This window comes from Kluyvera huaxiensis, from assembly GCF_040149365.1.
GTDB classification, from domain to species: Bacteria; Pseudomonadota; Gammaproteobacteria; order Enterobacterales; family Enterobacteriaceae; genus Kluyvera; species Kluyvera intermedia_A.
Window position 1 is genome coordinate 48,940 of sequence record NZ_JBEFLV010000026.1, and the last position, 16,468, is coordinate 65,407.

15 protein-coding genes are annotated in these 16,468 nt (G+C 56.8%); 6 read left to right on the plus strand and 9 right to left on the minus strand.

Annotated elements, in window-relative coordinates:
- Positions 1-18 precede the first annotated feature (18 nt).
- Together ABOC97_RS20975 and ABOC97_RS20980 are read left to right on the plus strand one after the other, a co-directional pair.
- Positions 19-762: a helix-turn-helix transcriptional regulator gene (locus tag ABOC97_RS20975; protein WP_349601464.1), complete on the plus strand. Its 744-nt coding sequence runs from the start codon at positions 19-21 to the stop codon at positions 760-762.
- Between the two features lie 47 nt (positions 763-809).
- The gene (locus ABOC97_RS20980; RefSeq protein ID WP_349601466.1) at positions 810-1,451 is read left to right on the plus strand and encodes a LysE family translocator; all 642 of its coding nucleotides are present in this window, start codon (positions 810-812) and stop codon (positions 1,449-1,451) included.
- 41 nt (positions 1,452-1,492) lie between these two features.
- Here the strand turns inward: ABOC97_RS20980 and ABOC97_RS20985 are convergent, their stop codons facing one another.
- A complete protein-coding gene (locus tag ABOC97_RS20985; RefSeq protein ID WP_349601468.1) occupies positions 1,493-1,657 on the minus strand; it encodes a DUF1127 domain-containing protein in 165 nt (54 codons plus the stop codon).
- A 178-nt stretch (positions 1,658-1,835) separates the two neighbouring features.
- Here ABOC97_RS20985 and ABOC97_RS20990 point away from each other — a divergent pair, with 178 nt between their 5' ends.
- The gene (locus ABOC97_RS20990) at positions 1,836-3,248 is read left to right on the plus strand and encodes an aminotransferase-like domain-containing protein (protein ID WP_349601470.1); all 1,413 of its coding nucleotides are present in this window, start codon (positions 1,836-1,838) and stop codon (positions 3,246-3,248) included.
- Between the two features lie 169 nt (positions 3,249-3,417).
- Here the strand turns inward: ABOC97_RS20990 and ABOC97_RS20995 are convergent, their stop codons facing one another.
- On the minus strand, positions 3,418-4,362 hold the full coding sequence (locus ABOC97_RS20995) for a TauD/TfdA dioxygenase family protein (RefSeq protein WP_349601472.1): 945 nt from the start codon (positions 4,360-4,362) through the stop codon (positions 3,418-3,420).
- A gap of 983 nt (positions 4,363-5,345) precedes the next feature.
- On the opposite strand from ABOC97_RS20995, the gene ABOC97_RS21000 reads away from it, so the two are divergent.
- A complete protein-coding gene (locus tag ABOC97_RS21000; RefSeq protein ID WP_061283084.1) occupies positions 5,346-5,588 on the plus strand; it encodes a DUF2164 domain-containing protein in 243 nt (80 codons plus the stop codon).
- On the plus strand, positions 5,585-6,055 hold the full coding sequence (locus ABOC97_RS21005) for a GNAT family N-acetyltransferase (RefSeq protein WP_349601474.1): 471 nt from the start codon (positions 5,585-5,587) through the stop codon (positions 6,053-6,055). The genes ABOC97_RS21000 and ABOC97_RS21005 overlap by 4 nt, the downstream gene beginning before the upstream one ends.
- A 41-nt stretch (positions 6,056-6,096) precedes the next feature.
- On the opposite strand, the gene bglB is transcribed toward ABOC97_RS21005, so the two are convergent.
- From bglB to ABOC97_RS21040, 7 genes are all read right to left on the minus strand, one after another.
- Positions 6,097-7,170, minus strand: a complete 1,074-nt coding sequence (gene bglB, locus ABOC97_RS21010; RefSeq protein WP_349601476.1) for a beta-galactosidase BglB — start codon at positions 7,168-7,170, stop codon at positions 6,097-6,099.
- Positions 7,167-9,587 (minus strand): hypothetical protein, encoded by a 2,421-nt coding sequence (locus tag ABOC97_RS21015; RefSeq protein ID WP_349601478.1) that lies wholly within the window; start codon positions 9,585-9,587, stop codon positions 7,167-7,169. Before ABOC97_RS21015 ends, bglB begins: the two co-directional genes overlap by 4 nt.
- Positions 9,588-9,826: 239 nt before the next feature.
- Complete coding sequence (locus ABOC97_RS21020) at positions 9,827-11,497, minus strand: hypothetical protein (RefSeq protein ID WP_349601479.1); 1,671 nt, start codon at positions 11,495-11,497, stop codon at positions 9,827-9,829.
- Between the two features lie 79 nt (positions 11,498-11,576).
- Complete coding sequence (locus tag ABOC97_RS21025) at positions 11,577-12,638, minus strand: DUF2955 domain-containing protein (RefSeq protein WP_349601481.1); 1,062 nt, start codon at positions 12,636-12,638, stop codon at positions 11,577-11,579.
- On the minus strand, positions 12,628-13,695 hold the full coding sequence (locus ABOC97_RS21030) for an HlyD family secretion protein (RefSeq protein ID WP_349601483.1): 1,068 nt from the start codon (positions 13,693-13,695) through the stop codon (positions 12,628-12,630). The genes ABOC97_RS21025 and ABOC97_RS21030 overlap by 11 nt, the downstream gene beginning before the upstream one ends.
- Before the next feature lie 4 nt (positions 13,696-13,699).
- Positions 13,700-14,167 (minus strand): MarR family winged helix-turn-helix transcriptional regulator, encoded by a 468-nt coding sequence (locus ABOC97_RS21035; RefSeq protein ID WP_349601485.1) that lies wholly within the window; start codon positions 14,165-14,167, stop codon positions 13,700-13,702.
- 95 nt (positions 14,168-14,262) lie between these two features.
- Positions 14,263-14,619: a hypothetical protein gene (locus tag ABOC97_RS21040; protein ID WP_349601486.1), complete on the minus strand. Its 357-nt coding sequence runs from the start codon at positions 14,617-14,619 to the stop codon at positions 14,263-14,265.
- Between the two features lie 646 nt (positions 14,620-15,265).
- Here ABOC97_RS21040 and trpS point away from each other — a divergent pair.
- Complete coding sequence (gene trpS, locus ABOC97_RS21045; protein WP_349601488.1) at positions 15,266-16,273, plus strand: tryptophan--tRNA ligase; 1,008 nt, start codon at positions 15,266-15,268, stop codon at positions 16,271-16,273.
- The last annotated feature ends 195 nt before the right edge of the window (positions 16,274-16,468 follow it).

A 16,468-nucleotide genomic window follows, 5' to 3' on the forward strand; every position in this document is an offset into this window, starting at 1 on the left:
ACCCACAAGGACGAGCCCATGACCACACCGCGCGAGATCCATCAGACCTTCACCCGCACACCCGGGCTGGAGCTGCGCAGCACCTGGCAGAGCACTCAGGCGTACAAACGCCACAGCCATGTTCAGCTGTCGATCGGCGCGATCCTTGAAGGCAACACTCGCTGCATCTGCCAGGGTCAGGAATATCTGCTGGCGCCCGGCGATCTCATCGTGATCCCGGCCAACACGCCGCACAGTTGTAACCCGCTACAGGGGCAGCCACGCAGCTATCACATGCTGTATATCGATACGCCACTCCCTTTTGGCCAGCAGGTTCTCCGCGACGATGCGCTGTTCGGCCTCTATCTGGCCGTCGTCAACGAGATGTCCCATGCACAGCTTGACGCTCTGCTGACCGCGCTTCCGGCTGGTGCGAAAACGCCACATCCTCTGCTCACCACCAGCCAACGGCTGCAACAGGCACTGCTTTCAGACCTCGCTTTCCCGCCGACGCTCGACGAACTCGCTGAGCGCTTCTCGCTGCGTAAAGAGACATTAATACGGACCTTTAAACGCGATACCGGGCTGACGCCGGGCAGTTTTCTCAACATCTCGCGGGTGGAATACGCCAAAGCGCGCCTGCGCGCCGGGGACGAGATAGCCGACGTCGGCTATCAAAGCGGCTTTGCCGATCAGAGCCATTTCCATAAAACCTTCGTTAACTACACCGCCGCCACGCCGCGCCAGTACGCGAAAGGGCGATCAATATCCGACAATAAATAGCCCCGCCCGCCGCCTAAGCTGGCCTCAGTTTCTTTGCAGAGGTCATTATGGAATGGGTTACACAATTACTTCCCCCGGCGTTTCCTGCCCTGGCCGTGGCGCATTTTTTGGCGCTGCTGAGCCCCGGGCCGGACTTCTTTTTACTGGTCGGCTACGCCATCCGCTACCGTCTGCGCGGCAGCATCGGCCTATGCCTTGGGATTGCGGCGGGCAACGGGCTGTATATTTTGCTGGTGGTGGTTGGCTCGGATCTGCTACGCCAGATGCCGCTGCTGTTTAGCGCCGTCGAACTGCTGGGTGCCGTTTATCTGCTGTGGATTGGCAGCCATCTTCTGCGCAGTCGCGCGAGGGAAACGCCCTGGCACTCCGCGCATTCAGCATGTCCTTCGTTAGGCAAACAGCTGCTGCTGGGGCTGGGTTCATCGCTGCTGAATCCCAAGAATGCGCTGTTTTATCTGGCGCTGATGACCGCGCTGCTCGGGCCTCATGTGACGTTCATTCAGCAGGCGGCCTGCGGGATCTGGATGACCGCCGTGGTGCTGCTATGGGATCTGCTGCTGGTCACGCTGATTGCCTTACCGCAGGTGCAGCGCCGTCTTAAGCATCTTATCTGGAGGATTGAACGCCTGGCGGGCGGTATTCTGCTGGTCTTCGGCGGCTGGGTTTTGTGGCACGCCTTTGTGGGGTAAGACGCATAGGGCGACAAACAGAAGCTGCCGCCCTATCTCTTTTAATACACATCATCTCTACGCAGCCCGACATCTTTCAGCTGTTCATCACTCATTCCCTGCAAAACGCGCCGCGTTTGCCACAAAATCACCTGTTTTTTGATAAAACGCCACACCAATATAAAGCCGATAAACGGCTGTCTTGCCCGGTTCTCGTGAAATTCCATACTCCACCTCCTCACCTTGTCAGAGGCTTTATCTTCACGTATTTCCCGTAGGACAATACAGATTCAAAAAACACTTTTATTTAACATACAGATTCGCTAAAACGGTATCTGCGTGCGGTTTTTGTCGCCTGACTGTACTGGTTTTTTAATCTGTATGGCGATAACTGGGGATACAGCGATGACGCGTTACCAACATCTGGCCAATCTGCTGGCCGAACGTATTGAACAAGGGCTGTATCGCCACGGCGAAAAACTCCCCTCCGTACGCAGCCTGAGCCAGGAGCACGGTGTCAGCATCAGCACCGTACAGCAGGCGTATCAGACGCTGGAACAGCGCCAGCTGATCACCCCGCAGCCGCGATCCGGCTACTTCGTCGCGCCGCAGAAAGCCCAGCCGCCGGTGCCACCAATGTCGCGCCCGGTACAGCGCCCGGTAGAAATCACCCAGTGGGATCAGGTGCTGAACATGCTGGATGCCCGCAACGATAAATCGATTATTCCCTTCGGCGGCGGCTCGCCGGACGTTACCCAGCCGAGCCTGAAGCCGCTGTGGCGCGAAATGAGCCGGGTGATACAGCACAATATCGTCGACGTGCTGAGCTACGACGAGTTGGCCGGTCGCCGCGAGCTTCGCGAACAGATCGCCCGCCTGATGCTCGACGGTGGATCGGTAGTCAACGCCGACGATCTGATCATCACCAGCGGCTGCCACAGCGCGCTGTCGCTGGCGCTGCTGTCGGTGTGCCAGCCCGGCGACATCATCGCCGTCGAATCCCCCACCTACTACGGCACCATGCAACTGCTGCGCGGGCTGGGGCTGAAAGCGATAGAGATCCCCACCGATCCCAATACTGGGATCAGCGTCGAAGCGCTGGAAATGGCGTTAGATCAGTGGCCGATCAAAGGGGTGATCCTCGTCCCCAACTGTAACAACCCTCAGGGTTTTATCATGCCCGACGCCCGTAAACGCGCGGTGCTGAATCTCGCCCAGCGCTACGATATCGTTATTTTTGAAGATGATATTTACGGCGAACTGGCAACCGAATACCCGCGCCCGCGCACCATTCACTCATGGGATATCGACGGCCGGGTGATGCTCTGCAGCTCGTTTACCAAAACCATCGCCCCCGGCCTGCGCATCGGCTGGATAGCCCCTGGCCGCTACTACGACAAGCTGCTACAGATGAAATACGCCGCCAACGGCACCAACGTCCCTTCAACGCAGCTGGCCGCCTCCAACTTTATTCGTGAAGGCCACTATCACCGCCATGTCCGCCGGATGCGGCAGATCTACCAGCGCAACATGGAGATCTACACCTGTTGGCTGCGCGAGTTTTTCCCCTGCGGGATCTGCGTCACGCGCCCGCTGGGCGGCTATATGCTGTGGGTCGAACTGCCCGAGAAGGTGGATATGGTGTGCGTGGCGAAACAGCTGTGCCGGATGAAGATCCAGGTGGCACCGGGATCGCTGTTTTCTGCCTCAGGGAAATACCGCAACTGCCTGCGGATCAACTGCGCGCTGCCGCCGATTGAGAAACATCGAGAGGTGATGGTGCAGCTGGGGGAGGCGGTGAAGGTGGCGATGGAGTGACCGGTTAGAACGTCGGATGGCGCTTCGCTTATCCAACCTACAATGGCTGTAGGGCGGATAAGGCTTATTGCGCAACCAACATGAATTCACTATGACGTCTTCACCACCAGCTTGGGGTTCACAAACTATCCCAACCCCGAGGTGTTTCACTCCGCCATCGTTGTGGGTACTAAGAAACCTTTACCACCGTACTCTCCCCATTCGCCGCATCCTGCGGTCGTGATACCGTGCGGCTTTTGCTGCCGTCGACGCCGACTGCAATCTCCCCTTCGACCGTCACCCGGCGCACGACGCGCGGCTGGGTGCCATAGTCGTTCACCGCATAGTGCTGGGTGCTGCGGTTATCCCAAATCACCACATCGTCCTGCTGCCACTGCCAGCGCACGGTGTTATCGAGGCGGATAATACGGTTTTGCAGCAGCTCAAAAAGCTGTGCAGATTCGCGCGAGCTAAAGCCCACCAGCCGTTTCACAAAGTGTCCCAACAGCAGCGCGCGTTCGCCGCTAACCGGGTGGACGTGCACCACCGGGTGTTCGGCTTCCCACAGCGCGGAGACGAATACCTTTTGATGGTGCGCCAAGCGGTGCGTTTCCACCACGGTGCGCTCGGCGCCATAGTCATAGTCGTTGCTGTGCACCGCGCGCAGGGTGTCGACGAAGCGTTTTAAGGTCTCCGGCAGCTGTTCATAGGCGCGGGCGGTGTTGGCCCACACGGTGTCGCCGCCGTATTCCGGGATGGTGACGCCGCGCAGAATAGAAATTTTCGGGAACGCATCAACGAAGGTGACGTCGGTATGCCAGGAGTCGGCGCGGCCGCCGCCTTTCGAGGCGTCGAGTTCAAACAGTTTAGTACCTTCCGGGGACGGTACCGTCGGGTGAGGCACAATCTTGCCAAACCGCGCGCCGAAGGCCTGGTGATCGGCATCGGTGAGATGGCCTTGCTGGCGGAAGAACAGCACTTTGTATTTGACCAGCGCCGCATCTAACTGAGCGAACGTCTCGGCGTCCAGGTCAGCGGAAAGACGAATGTCGCGGATCTCCGCGCCGATATTGCCCGCCACGCGGCGTAAATTTAATAAAGGAAAATCGGTATCAGCAGTCTTCACAGCAGTCATGATTGCGCCCCTTTAAATGGTCAGAAACTCGAATATAGAAATATTCCGCCGGGTGACAAAGTCGACTTTGTGATATTGATAGCTGCCGGGCGGGATTGCGCTTGCTGGAAGTTTGTTCAGGAGCCGCCCGAGTGTCGGATGGCGGCTATGCCTTATCCGACCTACAGGTCTGCGCGATTGTCGGGCGGGCAAGCGCAGCGCCCTCGCCGGAAGTTTGGTTCTGGGGCCGCCCGAGTGTCGGATGGCGGCTATGCCTTATCCGACCTACAGGTCTACGCGATTGTAGGGCGGGCAAGCGCAGCGCCCTCGCCAGAAGTTTGGTTCTGGAGCCGCCCGAGTGTCGGATGGCGGCTCTGCCTTATCCGACCTACAGGTCTACACGATTGTAGGGCGGGCAAGCGTAGCGACCCGCCAGAAGTTTGATTCTGGGGCCGCCCGAGTGTCGGATGGCGGCTATGCCTTATCCGACCTACAGGTCTGCGCGATTGTAGGGCGGGCAAGCGCAGCGCCCACGCCAGAAGTTTGGTTCTGGCGCCGCCCGAGTGTCGGATGGCGGCTATGCCTTATCCGACCTACAGGTCTGCGCAATTGTCGGGCGGGCAAGCGCAGCGCCCTCGCCAGAAGTTTGGTTCTGGAGCCGCCAGAGTGTCGGATAGCGGCTATGCCTTATCCGACCTACTGGTCTGCGCGATTGTCGGGCGGGCAAGCGCAGCGCCCCCGCCAGAAGTTTGGTTCTGGAGCCGCCAGAGTGTCGGATGGCGGCTATGCCTTATCCGACCTACAGGTCTGGGCGATTGTCGGGCGGGCAAGCGCAGCGCCCTCGCCAGAAGTTTGGTTCTGGAGCCGCCAGAGTGTCTGATGGCGGCTATGCCTTATCCGACCTACGGGTCTACACGATTGTAGGGCGGGCAAGCGTAGCGCCCCCGCCAGAAGTTTGACTTGTTATGCCACACCAACCGTTTATCTTGCTGACAGGAGTCTTTATGACCACGGAAATCACCCTCACCCCCGCCGAGCGCGAACGGCTGCGCGACCAGCTTTCCGACTACTGCTCAGAGCATTTTGAGCTGGAGCTGGAACAATTCGACGCTGAGTTTTTTGTCGATTTCGTTATCGACAAACTGGGCCCGGCCTTTTACAACGCCGGGATCGAGGAGGCGATTCGCACCCATTTAGCGTGGAGCGAGCGCATTCAGGAAGAGATGGATGTGAAGAAAATTTTATGACTCAACACACTGTGATTTATTCCCTGCGCGAGCACCCGCAGCAGATGGCAGCGGTTATCGCCTACTTCCAGCAGCAGTGGGCATCGGAAGAATCGATGATGGTTTACGACGACGCGCTGCGCCGCACGCCGGGGGCGAAAAACCCGCTGCCGCAGTGGTACTGGCTGCAGGACGGCGAGCGGATTATCGGCTGCGCGGGGCTGATTACGAACGATTTTATCAGCCGCGGCGAGCTCTATCCGTGGCTGTGCGCGCTCTATATCGACCCCGATTATCGCCAGCAGGGATTGGCCCGCCGGTTGATTGACCATATCGCCCAGCACACCCGCGAACTAGGGTTTGACCAGCTGCATCTGTGCACCGATATCGAAGGGTTTTACGAGAAAGCGGGCTTCGTTTTCAACGGCCTGGGCTACCATCCGTGGGGCGAGTCATCGCGGGTCTACACCCGAGAGCTAAGCGCATAAAACGGCGCAGCGTTATCCGAAACGCTGCGCCGTGGTTGTCACTACTGCCATCTCTCCTGCTGAAGTTCCAGCAGCAACAGCATCATCAGCGCCTGAGCGTACGGCACGGGAGCCATGGCAATATCGCAGTAGTACTGGAGGTCCGGGCCAACCATCGTCCCTTTTGACGCTTCCAGTACGATCCCGCGCTCGTCGATCCTGTCGCGCAGCGCGTGCCACGCCCGCAGCGCATTCTCGGCTACTTGCTCATCGAGGATCCCCATGCGCACGCCGCGCAGCATACCGTAGGCGATCCCGGCGGTGGCGGAAGATTCCTGCGGCGACAGCGGATCGTCGAGCAGCGTATGCCACATGCCGTTATCAGCCTGCACTTCACAAAGCGTATTCACCTGACGCGCCACCACCGCCGACAGGTAGCGCTGCACGCTGGCGTCGAGGCTGTCGCCCAGCAGCGCGATAAACTCCGGAATAGCCACGGTGATCCAGGCGTTGCCGCGCCCCCAGAAAGCTTTGGAAAAATGATGTTTGCCGACAAACGTCCAGCCGTGATACCACAGGCCGCTAGCTGGTTCACACAGATAACGGGTATGCAACAGGAACTGGTACGACGCTTCGTCGATCAAATCTTTGCGCTTTAGCACCACGCCCGCCGTACCGAGGAACAGGCAGGTCATAAACAGCGTGTCATCCCACAAGTGGCCTGTGTTGGGCTGTTCTTTGACCACGTGCTGAAAACCACCCTCTTCAGTTTTTGGCAAGGTGCGCAGCAAGTCGTCGGCCCAGTGGTTCACCACCGCCAGCAGATCCTGACGGCCGGTATGCCCGGCCACCAGCGCCAGGGTGATCATTGGCGCAGTGGTATTGATCTGGATCTCCGGTAGTCCTTTCGCCAGCTGCCCTTCGTACCAGGCGAGGATCGATTTTTGTAGCCCGGCATCTCCTTTCTGACGCGCATACTGCCAAAAGCCGTACAGACCAACGCCCACTTCCCATTCCCACTCTTCAAAGTGGATGGCAAAACCTTCGCTGCCGTTGCCCACTTCACCGATATTTTTCAGGCGGCAGAAGCCCTGCACCACCTGCTCCAGCAGGTTGTTTAACGCTGCGTTGCTCATTGCGATTCTCCTGAAAAAGCGACCTGAAGTTCATTTCCAACCAGCGTCGGGAACACGGTAGTCACACCGTCGTATTGGCACTCTCCCTGCCAACTCAGCCGCATCAGCGTGTGTCTGGCGTCAATCACCTGCACGGCCTCGCCACGCATCTCAATACGCAGCGCATCGCAGCGCTGATAGAAAGCGTTAAACGCCTCGCCGCCGCCTTCTCCCACTTCCAGCCACCACGCGACATCGCGGCCCTCGGCGCGCACTTCATCGCCGATAACGATCAACGGCTGCGAGCAGAGGATCGCGGCAAAGGCATTACCCGCACGCACCGCGTAGCCCTGTGCCAATGGCCGCACCTCATCAAAGGCTTCGGCTGCAAGATGGAGGTGAGTCCAGTTCAGCGGTTGCTGTTCATCCAGCCGCCACAGCATCAGCGCCCGGTTGTTCACCTGCATCACACGCGGCAATACGCCGTTGCCCGCCCAGAAGGAGGGACGCGCTTCGCTGCCCGGCTGTACATCACCGGGATGATTGACCCACAGACGTGCGTTGGGGCGAGTGGCAAACTGCACATCGACCAGATGCTGCTGATGTCCGCGTTCGCCGGTGTGGTGATCGACGCAACTTGAAAGGCTAACCGCCGGTTGTTTCCATGCCACGATATTGCCGCCACCGCACTGGTAATGAGCGCTAAGCGCGCCGTGAGTTAACCGCGCATAGCGCATCGAATCGGCGGGCGGCACGTAGTCACTCAGGCAGAAGAACGGCAGCGATGCACATTTGCGGTTGACGTGTCCGCCACCCCAGGCCACGTGGCCAAAGGCAGAGAGTTCGCTGAGCTGGCTGGCGAGCAGCTCTTTTTCATACACCCGCCCCATGGTGCCCGCCGCGATACCGGACTGATAATGCAGTGCGCTGGTCAGCATCAGACGGTCAATCAGGTGCTGGGCGCGCTGGCGCAGCGTGGCATCGTCGGCCAGTTGGTAGAGCGCAAACAGGCCAATGTAATCCACCGGGTAATACGGCGCCGAATTCCATTCAACGAAGCCCTGCTGTTCAACGGCATCAAACCAGGTATGCAAACGCTGATTGGCGATTGCCTGTTGTTCACAGCCACGGCGGCAGGACGCGGTAAACAGCTCGTCCGGGAACATCTGCCCGGCGAGATACTGGGCGACGTGGAAGCACAGCGCATGGTTTTCACTCCAGAACCACATCACGTCGTTGCCCAGTTCGTCATACCAGTAGCGATAGCCGACGATGGCTGAATGTACGCGTTTCCACAGCACCGCCGGGAAGTACTCGCCGTGGAAGTCGTGCCAGATCCACAGCAGCGGTACCATCGAGAAATCCGAGCAATCCTGGCGGGCGCTGATACGCTGTAGCGTAGTGATGAGCAGTTCCTGAGCCTGCGGGCCGTGTTCGTCAACGTGCAACATCGCCAGCAGGCGTCCGGTGCGCGGAACACCGTGTCTGGCGATATAACTGAGCGCTTCACGCTTGCGGATTTCCAGCACACCTTCACTGCCGGGTAAGAACTCATCGGTCAGGACGGTCACGCTCAGACTTCGGCTCATGGTAACGCCATCAAGCGAAGCGGTCAGTTCCACGCGATAATGCCCCATACCGATCTGCTCCGGGAGCGAGAGCGTCAGGCCATTTTTGCCGGTCGTCACCGTGCCAAAATCCAGCGCACAGGTGGCGATACAATCGTTACCAAGGCTGTAGATAGCGCCGCTTAGGGCCAGACTGATATCCGCCTTGCATGGTAGCGTGAGCTGTAGATGGTGGGTGACGGCGGTCGCCGGCAGCGAATCCATAAACGCTTCTAATGCCTCAACGTCGGCCTGGCGAACACCTGGTAGCGTAGCTTCAAGCGGAACATCACCGAGGTAAGTCATCTGGAAAGTAAAAAGGGTGTCGCGTTCAAACAGTTCATCGAGATGAATGAGCAGCGCATTATCGCCAGGCTGGAGAGCTACTTCGATGGACAAGGTTTGCTGCGTATTGCGGGTAAATGGCGTAAAGCAGGCGACCGGTAAGCCGTTGCACCAGAGTCGAACGCCGCCACAGGTGGCTATTTGAAACGGGTAGTGGCCCGCATTTTCAGCATACAACGTCACCCGCAGCCAGCGCTGGCTTCGGGTGGCAACGGGCTGAACGCCGGAAAAAGTCACGGTATCGCTGGCTCCGGTGTACGTCACTGCCGCCGGCGGTAAGGCACGTCCCGGCAGCACTTCACGCAGGGCAACGTCGCGGCGGAAAATACGCCGGCAAAAGGAATCCTCCGCCGGACCTTTACCGTTGGCGAAGTGATAATCCATCGCCTCATCCCACGCCTCGCCCGTGAAAAACTCGGCAAACCGCTCATTATGCGGTGCCGAAACCGTAAAACGCGTCAGCGCCTCGCCCGCTACCAGCCTCATGTCACTTTCCTCAATAACCGCTGTGTGTATGGGCGATATTTTCGGAGAAAGGCCGGGGGGCACGCTACGCGTCAGACGGAATGGTTTTACGGAACTGACAGGTCATTCACAATCTGCCGCGGAGGCAAGGATAAAACGTGATTAGCTTCACACTAAAAAATTCTCCTTCGTCGTTCACGCAGGGAAAACTCACGTTTCCCGCGCAGAGCGTAGCATTCAATAGTGACGAAACTCACACTTTACCCTTTTAGCTGCGTCAGTTCGTGGCTCAGACTATCCGCGAGCATGCGCACGCGCGTCCGATCGAACAGAACGTGTAGCCCCGGTGAGGCATCTGCGTGCTGGGTGCAGAAGCTGTCCATCTCTGAGGCACAGCGATACAGCTCCTGGATATTTACCTGGCAAATCTCCCGCATGCTCCAACTGTTTTCTACCAGCCGGGCAAAATGGAGGGTGAAGAAGGCTTTTTGCGCATGACGGAACAGCAGGCAGTAGAGGTCAAAGCCCTGCCACTCTTCCAGCCAGCGGCGGTGCAGCGAGAAGGGAAACGCCGCGCGTTTGGTAAAAGCAAGCGCCTGCTCGCGCAGAGTCACCGCCGCCTGGTAGGCGCTGTCTTTCTCTTCGGCAATCAGTGACAGGTTGCGACCGGAAATGCCCACGTCGCTAGCGCTGAAAAAGATATCCCGCTCGGAACCCGGCAGCCAGTGGTTGCGGTTAAGCTGCCCGTAGAGGCTCCACACCGCCTGACCATAGCTTTCCGGCACTTGGCTGTGGCGATGGAAAACGTGGTCGCGTACATAAATGGCCTGATACAGCACCTGCCCGGCCTGCGCCAGCAACTGCTGAAACTCGTTAAAAATCGCCTCATCAGGGCGCCAGCCGTAGCTCTCATCCAGCCAGTGGGTGAGCAGCGCCGCGTGGGTTAGATGCTCATTTTCGCGCGCCAGGATTTGGCTACAGGCCACGAGGTTACATTCGCTAAGCGTGCCCATCACCCAGTGATTGTCGACCCCTTCCCAGCTGGTTTTGCATACCGCGCCGGTAATAGCAGCATTGCCCCGGCACCACAGCAAACGCCCCTGCAGTTCATCAATACGCGGGAATGGCAGCACGCCCCAGCCCACCTCTTCGCCTACCAGATCCAGTTCAACCCATACGTCGCGGTCTTCCACATCGACCAGCGCCGGGTTATTAGGAAACGTCGGCCAGAAGCGTTCCGGCGTCAGCTTGATCGACACCGACACACAGGAAGGCAACGTGCGGATGGCCTCCATCACGTTGCTGATATCGTGATTTCCCGCCGGGAAGGCACGCAGCACCAGATGTTTATTCTCCCGCATCACCGCGCGCGCCATCGCGCTAAAACATTGGCTGTAGCGGGACAGACTGCGGGGATCGATATGCGGAGAGGGATCGTCCTGGCCAGTGAGTTCCCAGTTCGGCCGGGAGATCGGCAACAGACCGTCGGTGTTGGAGAGCGCCACCAGCAGGCCACTCATTGCCGGAATTTGCTGGCACAACAGGGTGAGCTTATCCGCCAGGTACTGGCACCAGAATTCGACATCAAAACGAATGCTGCCGTCTTTATCAATCAGTTGCGGATGCGCCGCCAGCAGATCGGCCGGGAAGCTGAGTTCTTTAGCTTGCAGGTAGAACCTCAGCCCATTCTTCTGGCAGTAACCGGCCAGCCGATTGAGGTAAACGCAGCGGGCGCGCTGCTGGCTGGAGAGGCGATCGTTGTACTGATGGGGGGTGTAACCTTTGGGGGAAACCAGCTTGTCGAAAAGATCGACCTGGCCGACCACCACGGTATTAAAATCATGGCGAACGGCCCATTGCACCAGCTCACAGGCTTTGTCCCAGTTCCAGAACTCCTGGTTATTGAGCTCCAGCGCGCGCGTCTTCCACATCGTCTTCTCCCTCAGGCCACTACGGCGAGCGGCTATTGTAAGCACAGATGAGGGAGAACAATCAGCGTTCTAAAGTGCGCTACTTCACAATAAATCGCGTTGGGGCAAAACAGTTGAGCAGACGGTGCAGGATAAAGACCATCGTCAGGGTCGCCAGCAGCGATACCGTCACCGAGGTTGCGCGGTACAGATCGCTGAACACCAGGTCGCCATCCGGCTGGAGGTTCTGGCCGAACATAATGCCGATGGTGGTTATACTGGCAAAACCCACGCCCGCGCCGACTTTCTCCATCACGTGCAGCCGTGCGCTAAAGGCAAGGCCAAGGCCAATCAGCGGCATCATCAGCAGCATGTGGCTGCTGTGATCGTAGAGGATCAACTGTACCACCAGAATATACAGACAGGCCAGAACCACACCCGCCACGCGCCAGATCGAGCTGATCACCGCGCCGCGATAGTGCATCGGGAAGAGGATCAGGATCCCGGCCATCAGCGCCGAGAGCGAGTCGCTTAAGTCACTTACCTGGAAAATGACGAAGATTATCGTCGCCACGGTGCCGGAGAGCAGCGATTCGTGGCGCACGCGGGCAGCGTCTTTTTCAATCAGCGGCGGCGGCTTACGCGGTTCCACATCCGGGATCAGATAATGCAGCAGCGCGCTCAGCGCCACCGCCATTACGCTGGCCTCAATGTTGGAAAACAGCAGCGTATGCCAGTTGGCGGTGGGATAACTCATAAAGTTGAGCATCACGCTTTGGCACACCACGCCCATCGAGCCGAATAAAAACAGCGGCCCTTTACTCATAAAGCGAAAGCGCATCACGTACAGCGCAAATACCACTGCCGTCATTATCACCGGCCATTGGCTGAGATAGCCGATAATCAGTACCATTTCGAGGCAGTTTAGCGACGCGCTGAAGATAAACTGTTTGGCGACGTGACGGTTAAATACCGGCACTAAAGACATCAGCATCAGTGGATAGACCACAAAGAAGACGCCATAGTGGGTGTCGTAAAAGGTCGAAATGCTCAGCGCAATCGTCCCGGCGATAGAAATGCGCATGGTCTGACGGAAATCATTCGCCGTATAGACGATGTTTCCGTGAGGGGTAAAGACCTGCGCGAGGGTGTTAATAGACATAGTGCAGCCAGCTAATCAGATGGATTTGCAGCCCGGAGAAGAAGCGCGCAAAGGCGCCTTCGCTGTTATAGAGCTGCACCGTGGCGCGTGCACCGGTCGGCAGCGTTTTCTCCAGCGGTTCATCGAGGGCGACGTGAATACGCATACGCTGCGCGTCACGCACCCAGCGGGTCGACTGCTCGGGCTGGGACAGTTCGCCGTTTACCGCTTCCTGGCCTGCGAGAATACCGGCATCGCTGCTGGTCACTTTCGCGGCATAAACTTTCCCGGGAAAGGCATCAAAGACTACCGCCGCATCGGTACCCTGTTTGGTATGACGCAGGCTCTTTTCGCGGAAATCGGCGACAATATCGGTGTTTTGATTCACGACAGCCATCACCGCGCTGCCTGCCGCGGCGTACAGCCCCGGGCTCAGCTGCAGGTTGCTGACGGTACCATCCGCTTCGGCGCGGATCTTCGTCCAGCCCAGATTCAACTGCGCTTCCTGAAGCGTGGTTTGATACTGCTTCAGCGTCACGTTGCGATTATCGTCACGTTCACCGCGCTGAATTTGCAGATTATGAATGGTGGCGTGCAGCGCGGTGACCGACTGTTCGCTGGTCTGCCAGGTGGTGCGCACTTTATCGAGATCCGCCTGCGAGACGTTCTGCATGCTACTTAAACGCTGATAGCGATCGTAGGTCACCCGATCGTTACGCGCGGTGAGCTGCGCGGTTTTCAGGTTCGCTTCGGCAGCGGCAATTTGCGCATCGAGCTGCTGGTTGCTCAGTTTGGCCTGTGCCAGCGCCAGCGTTGCGGCGTCGACCTTATTCTGGAACGGCGTGGGATCCAGTTCATACAGCAGGTCGCCCTTTTTCACCGTGCTGTTGTTGTGCACGTAGACCTGCGACACGTAGCCGGACACGCGCGAGGAGATCGGCGTGACCACGCGCATCACCGTGGAGTCCGGGGTGAGCGGGATCCAGATATCAGCGACGATAAAATAGGCAAACATCAGCAGGAAAGAGACAATACTGACCCTTACCCAGCGGGCAAACTTTTGTTCTGGCGTCATCATGGTGTTATTCGGTTTTGTTATTCTCTTCGCGGATAATCCGCAGATTGCAGGCAATGTGATTCAGGGTGTCGCTAAACTTCGCGATGTCTTCGGCGGGGATATCCTGTGATACCCGGGTCTGGAACGCTTCAATCACCTGGTTCAGCGTCTGGAGCACGGACCGACCTTCATCGGTGAGCGTCAGCAGGCGAATGCGTTTGTCATACGGCGAAACCGTGCGCAGCAGATAGCCCTGCTGCTCCAGCAGCGTGAGCGTGCGCATCAGCGGCGGCAGCTCAATCCCCTGCATTTCCGCTAGCTCGCTCACCGACACGTTATCGCCCAATTGATGGAGCTGCATCAGCACCGTCCAGCTGGACTGGGTCAGGCCGGTATCGGTAATCGCATGATCGATGATAGATCGCCATTGGCGTACAACCATCGCCATACGCATCCCCATCGGGCGGCGGGCAAACAGTTCATCTTCAGTCATGACGATCTCCGATTATTTCGTACCAGCACGATAATACTTACCGTGATAAGTATCAAGGAACGTAGTCGGTAAACCGCATGGAATGCACAATGGCCCTACTTTCCGGCGATGTATTCCACGTCCATCGAAACACAGTCAACAAAGCCGATACGGGCAAGGGTGGTGGCGGGGCCTTTGGCAACGAACGGCACACGATATTCGTCTTCTTCAATGGTCACTTCGCCAAAAACCAACTCTGGCGTCAGGGTGCCGAGGGTACTTTTTTCGCGATACCAGTGGGGAAAGCGGCCGCGTAAATAATCATCCTTAACGATTAATAACGCTTTGCGGGAAACATTGTGATGGCAAAGTTCAGAGTCTTCAGAGGAAGCCCCATAAAAAAAATATATAGCCGTTACGCCCACCGTCAGTAGGAAACCAAATACCGTAGTCGCTAATAATATTTTTCTCATGCTAAGGGTAGGCAAGTTGTTTTAAATTATTGTGAAACCAATAGTTATTCTAGAAACAAATAAAGTATTGTAAAGCAATGCATTGGTATTGTTTCGTAAATATATCACAATGAAATCAATAAAAAGGATGAGCGCTGCGAAATATGCATTAATATCATCACCAATCTCACACCATTGCTTTAATCAAAAACAAATAACACATTATCATTTCTGTATAATGTGTATTAGCTAATCTAATACCATTAGATAAATCAGCCGTGGCTCGTAAATAAATAAGGGTTCATCATTTTTAATGATAAATAATATATCCATTGGAGATCAAAGCATAAAAACAGACAATGGCATTACTTTCCACGATTAAATCAGCAATAATCCCCCCGTCATAAATAACCAATAATCTGGATATTTTCAGCTAATCCTTCCAGGAATTGTCTCTTCAGGCGGCATAAGAGTAGACAACTGCCTCACTTTAGTGGCAGGATAAAAAAATGAACATAAACGTGACCATCCTCCGCTCAAACCGTTGGTGGCTGCCTGCATAACAGGCGGCACGGGTTACGTTACCTATTTTCCAGAAGCCGCCGAAAGGCGGCTTTTTTGTTTCTCAGTGGCGTCTTTCGGCTCAATGCATGATAAGGAGTCTCTGATGAACACCACCCACACAATCCTGACCGGCGACCGCCCAACCGGGCAACTGCATCTCGGCCACTACGTTGGTTCTTTGCGCCAGCGTGTCCAGCTTCAACATGAACATCAACAGTTTATCCTGATTGCCGATCTTCAGGGGCTGACAGATAACGGCAGCAATCCGCAGAAAATCAGCCACAACATACTTGAAGTGATGGCCGATTATCTGGCCGTGGGCATCGACCCGCAACGTACTACGATTTGTCTGCAGTCCGCCCTGCCTGCGCTGGCGGAACTCACCGCACTGTATATGAACATTGTTACCGTCGCCCGCGTTGAGCGTAATCCGACGGTCAAAAATGAGATTGCGCAGAAAGGTTTTTCCCGCGCATTACCGGTTGGCTTTATGGCCTATCCGATAAGCCAGGCCGCCGACATCACTGCTTTTAATGCCGATTTTGTACCGGTGGGCGATGATCAGTTGCCGATGATCGAACAAACCAACGAGATCGTGCACAAGATGAATAGCCTGACCACCACGCCGGTGCTGCGCCACTGCAAAGCGCTGCTGAGCGATGTAAGCCGTTTGCCGGGTATCGATGGTGGCGCGAAGATGTCGAAATCGCTGGGCAATACACTGACCCTTTCCGCCAGCGAGACCGAGATCCATCAGGCGGTGAGCGCTATGTATACCGATCCCAACCATCTGCGCGTGGCCGATCCGGGGCAGATCGAGGGTAACGTCGTCTTCACCTACCTGGATGCTTTCCATCCTGATAAACCCCTTGTCGATGAGATGAAAGCCCATTACCAGCACGGCGGGCTTGGTGATCGACAGTGTAAGAACGTGCTGGAAGCCTGTTTACAGGAGCTGCTAGCACCCATCCGTGAACGTCGCGCCAACATTATTCAGGATAAAGGGCAACTGATGGAGATCCTGCGCCAGAGCAGCCAACGGGCACATGAAGTCACGCAGCAGACGCTGCACGCAGTGAAACGCGGACTGGGATTGCCGGTGCTGTTTTGAAGTTTTCGTGGGCATTTGCTGGCAGATGCCCACTTCACATGTTGATAGAAGGAGATATATAGAGGAATGGAAGCGAACAATATCCTATTTTTACCAATATACAGACGCAAAAAAGCCCAGTCTTCCGACTGGGCTCTTCGCTTTATTTGATGCCTGGCAGTTCCCTACTCTCGCATGGGGAGACCCCACACTACC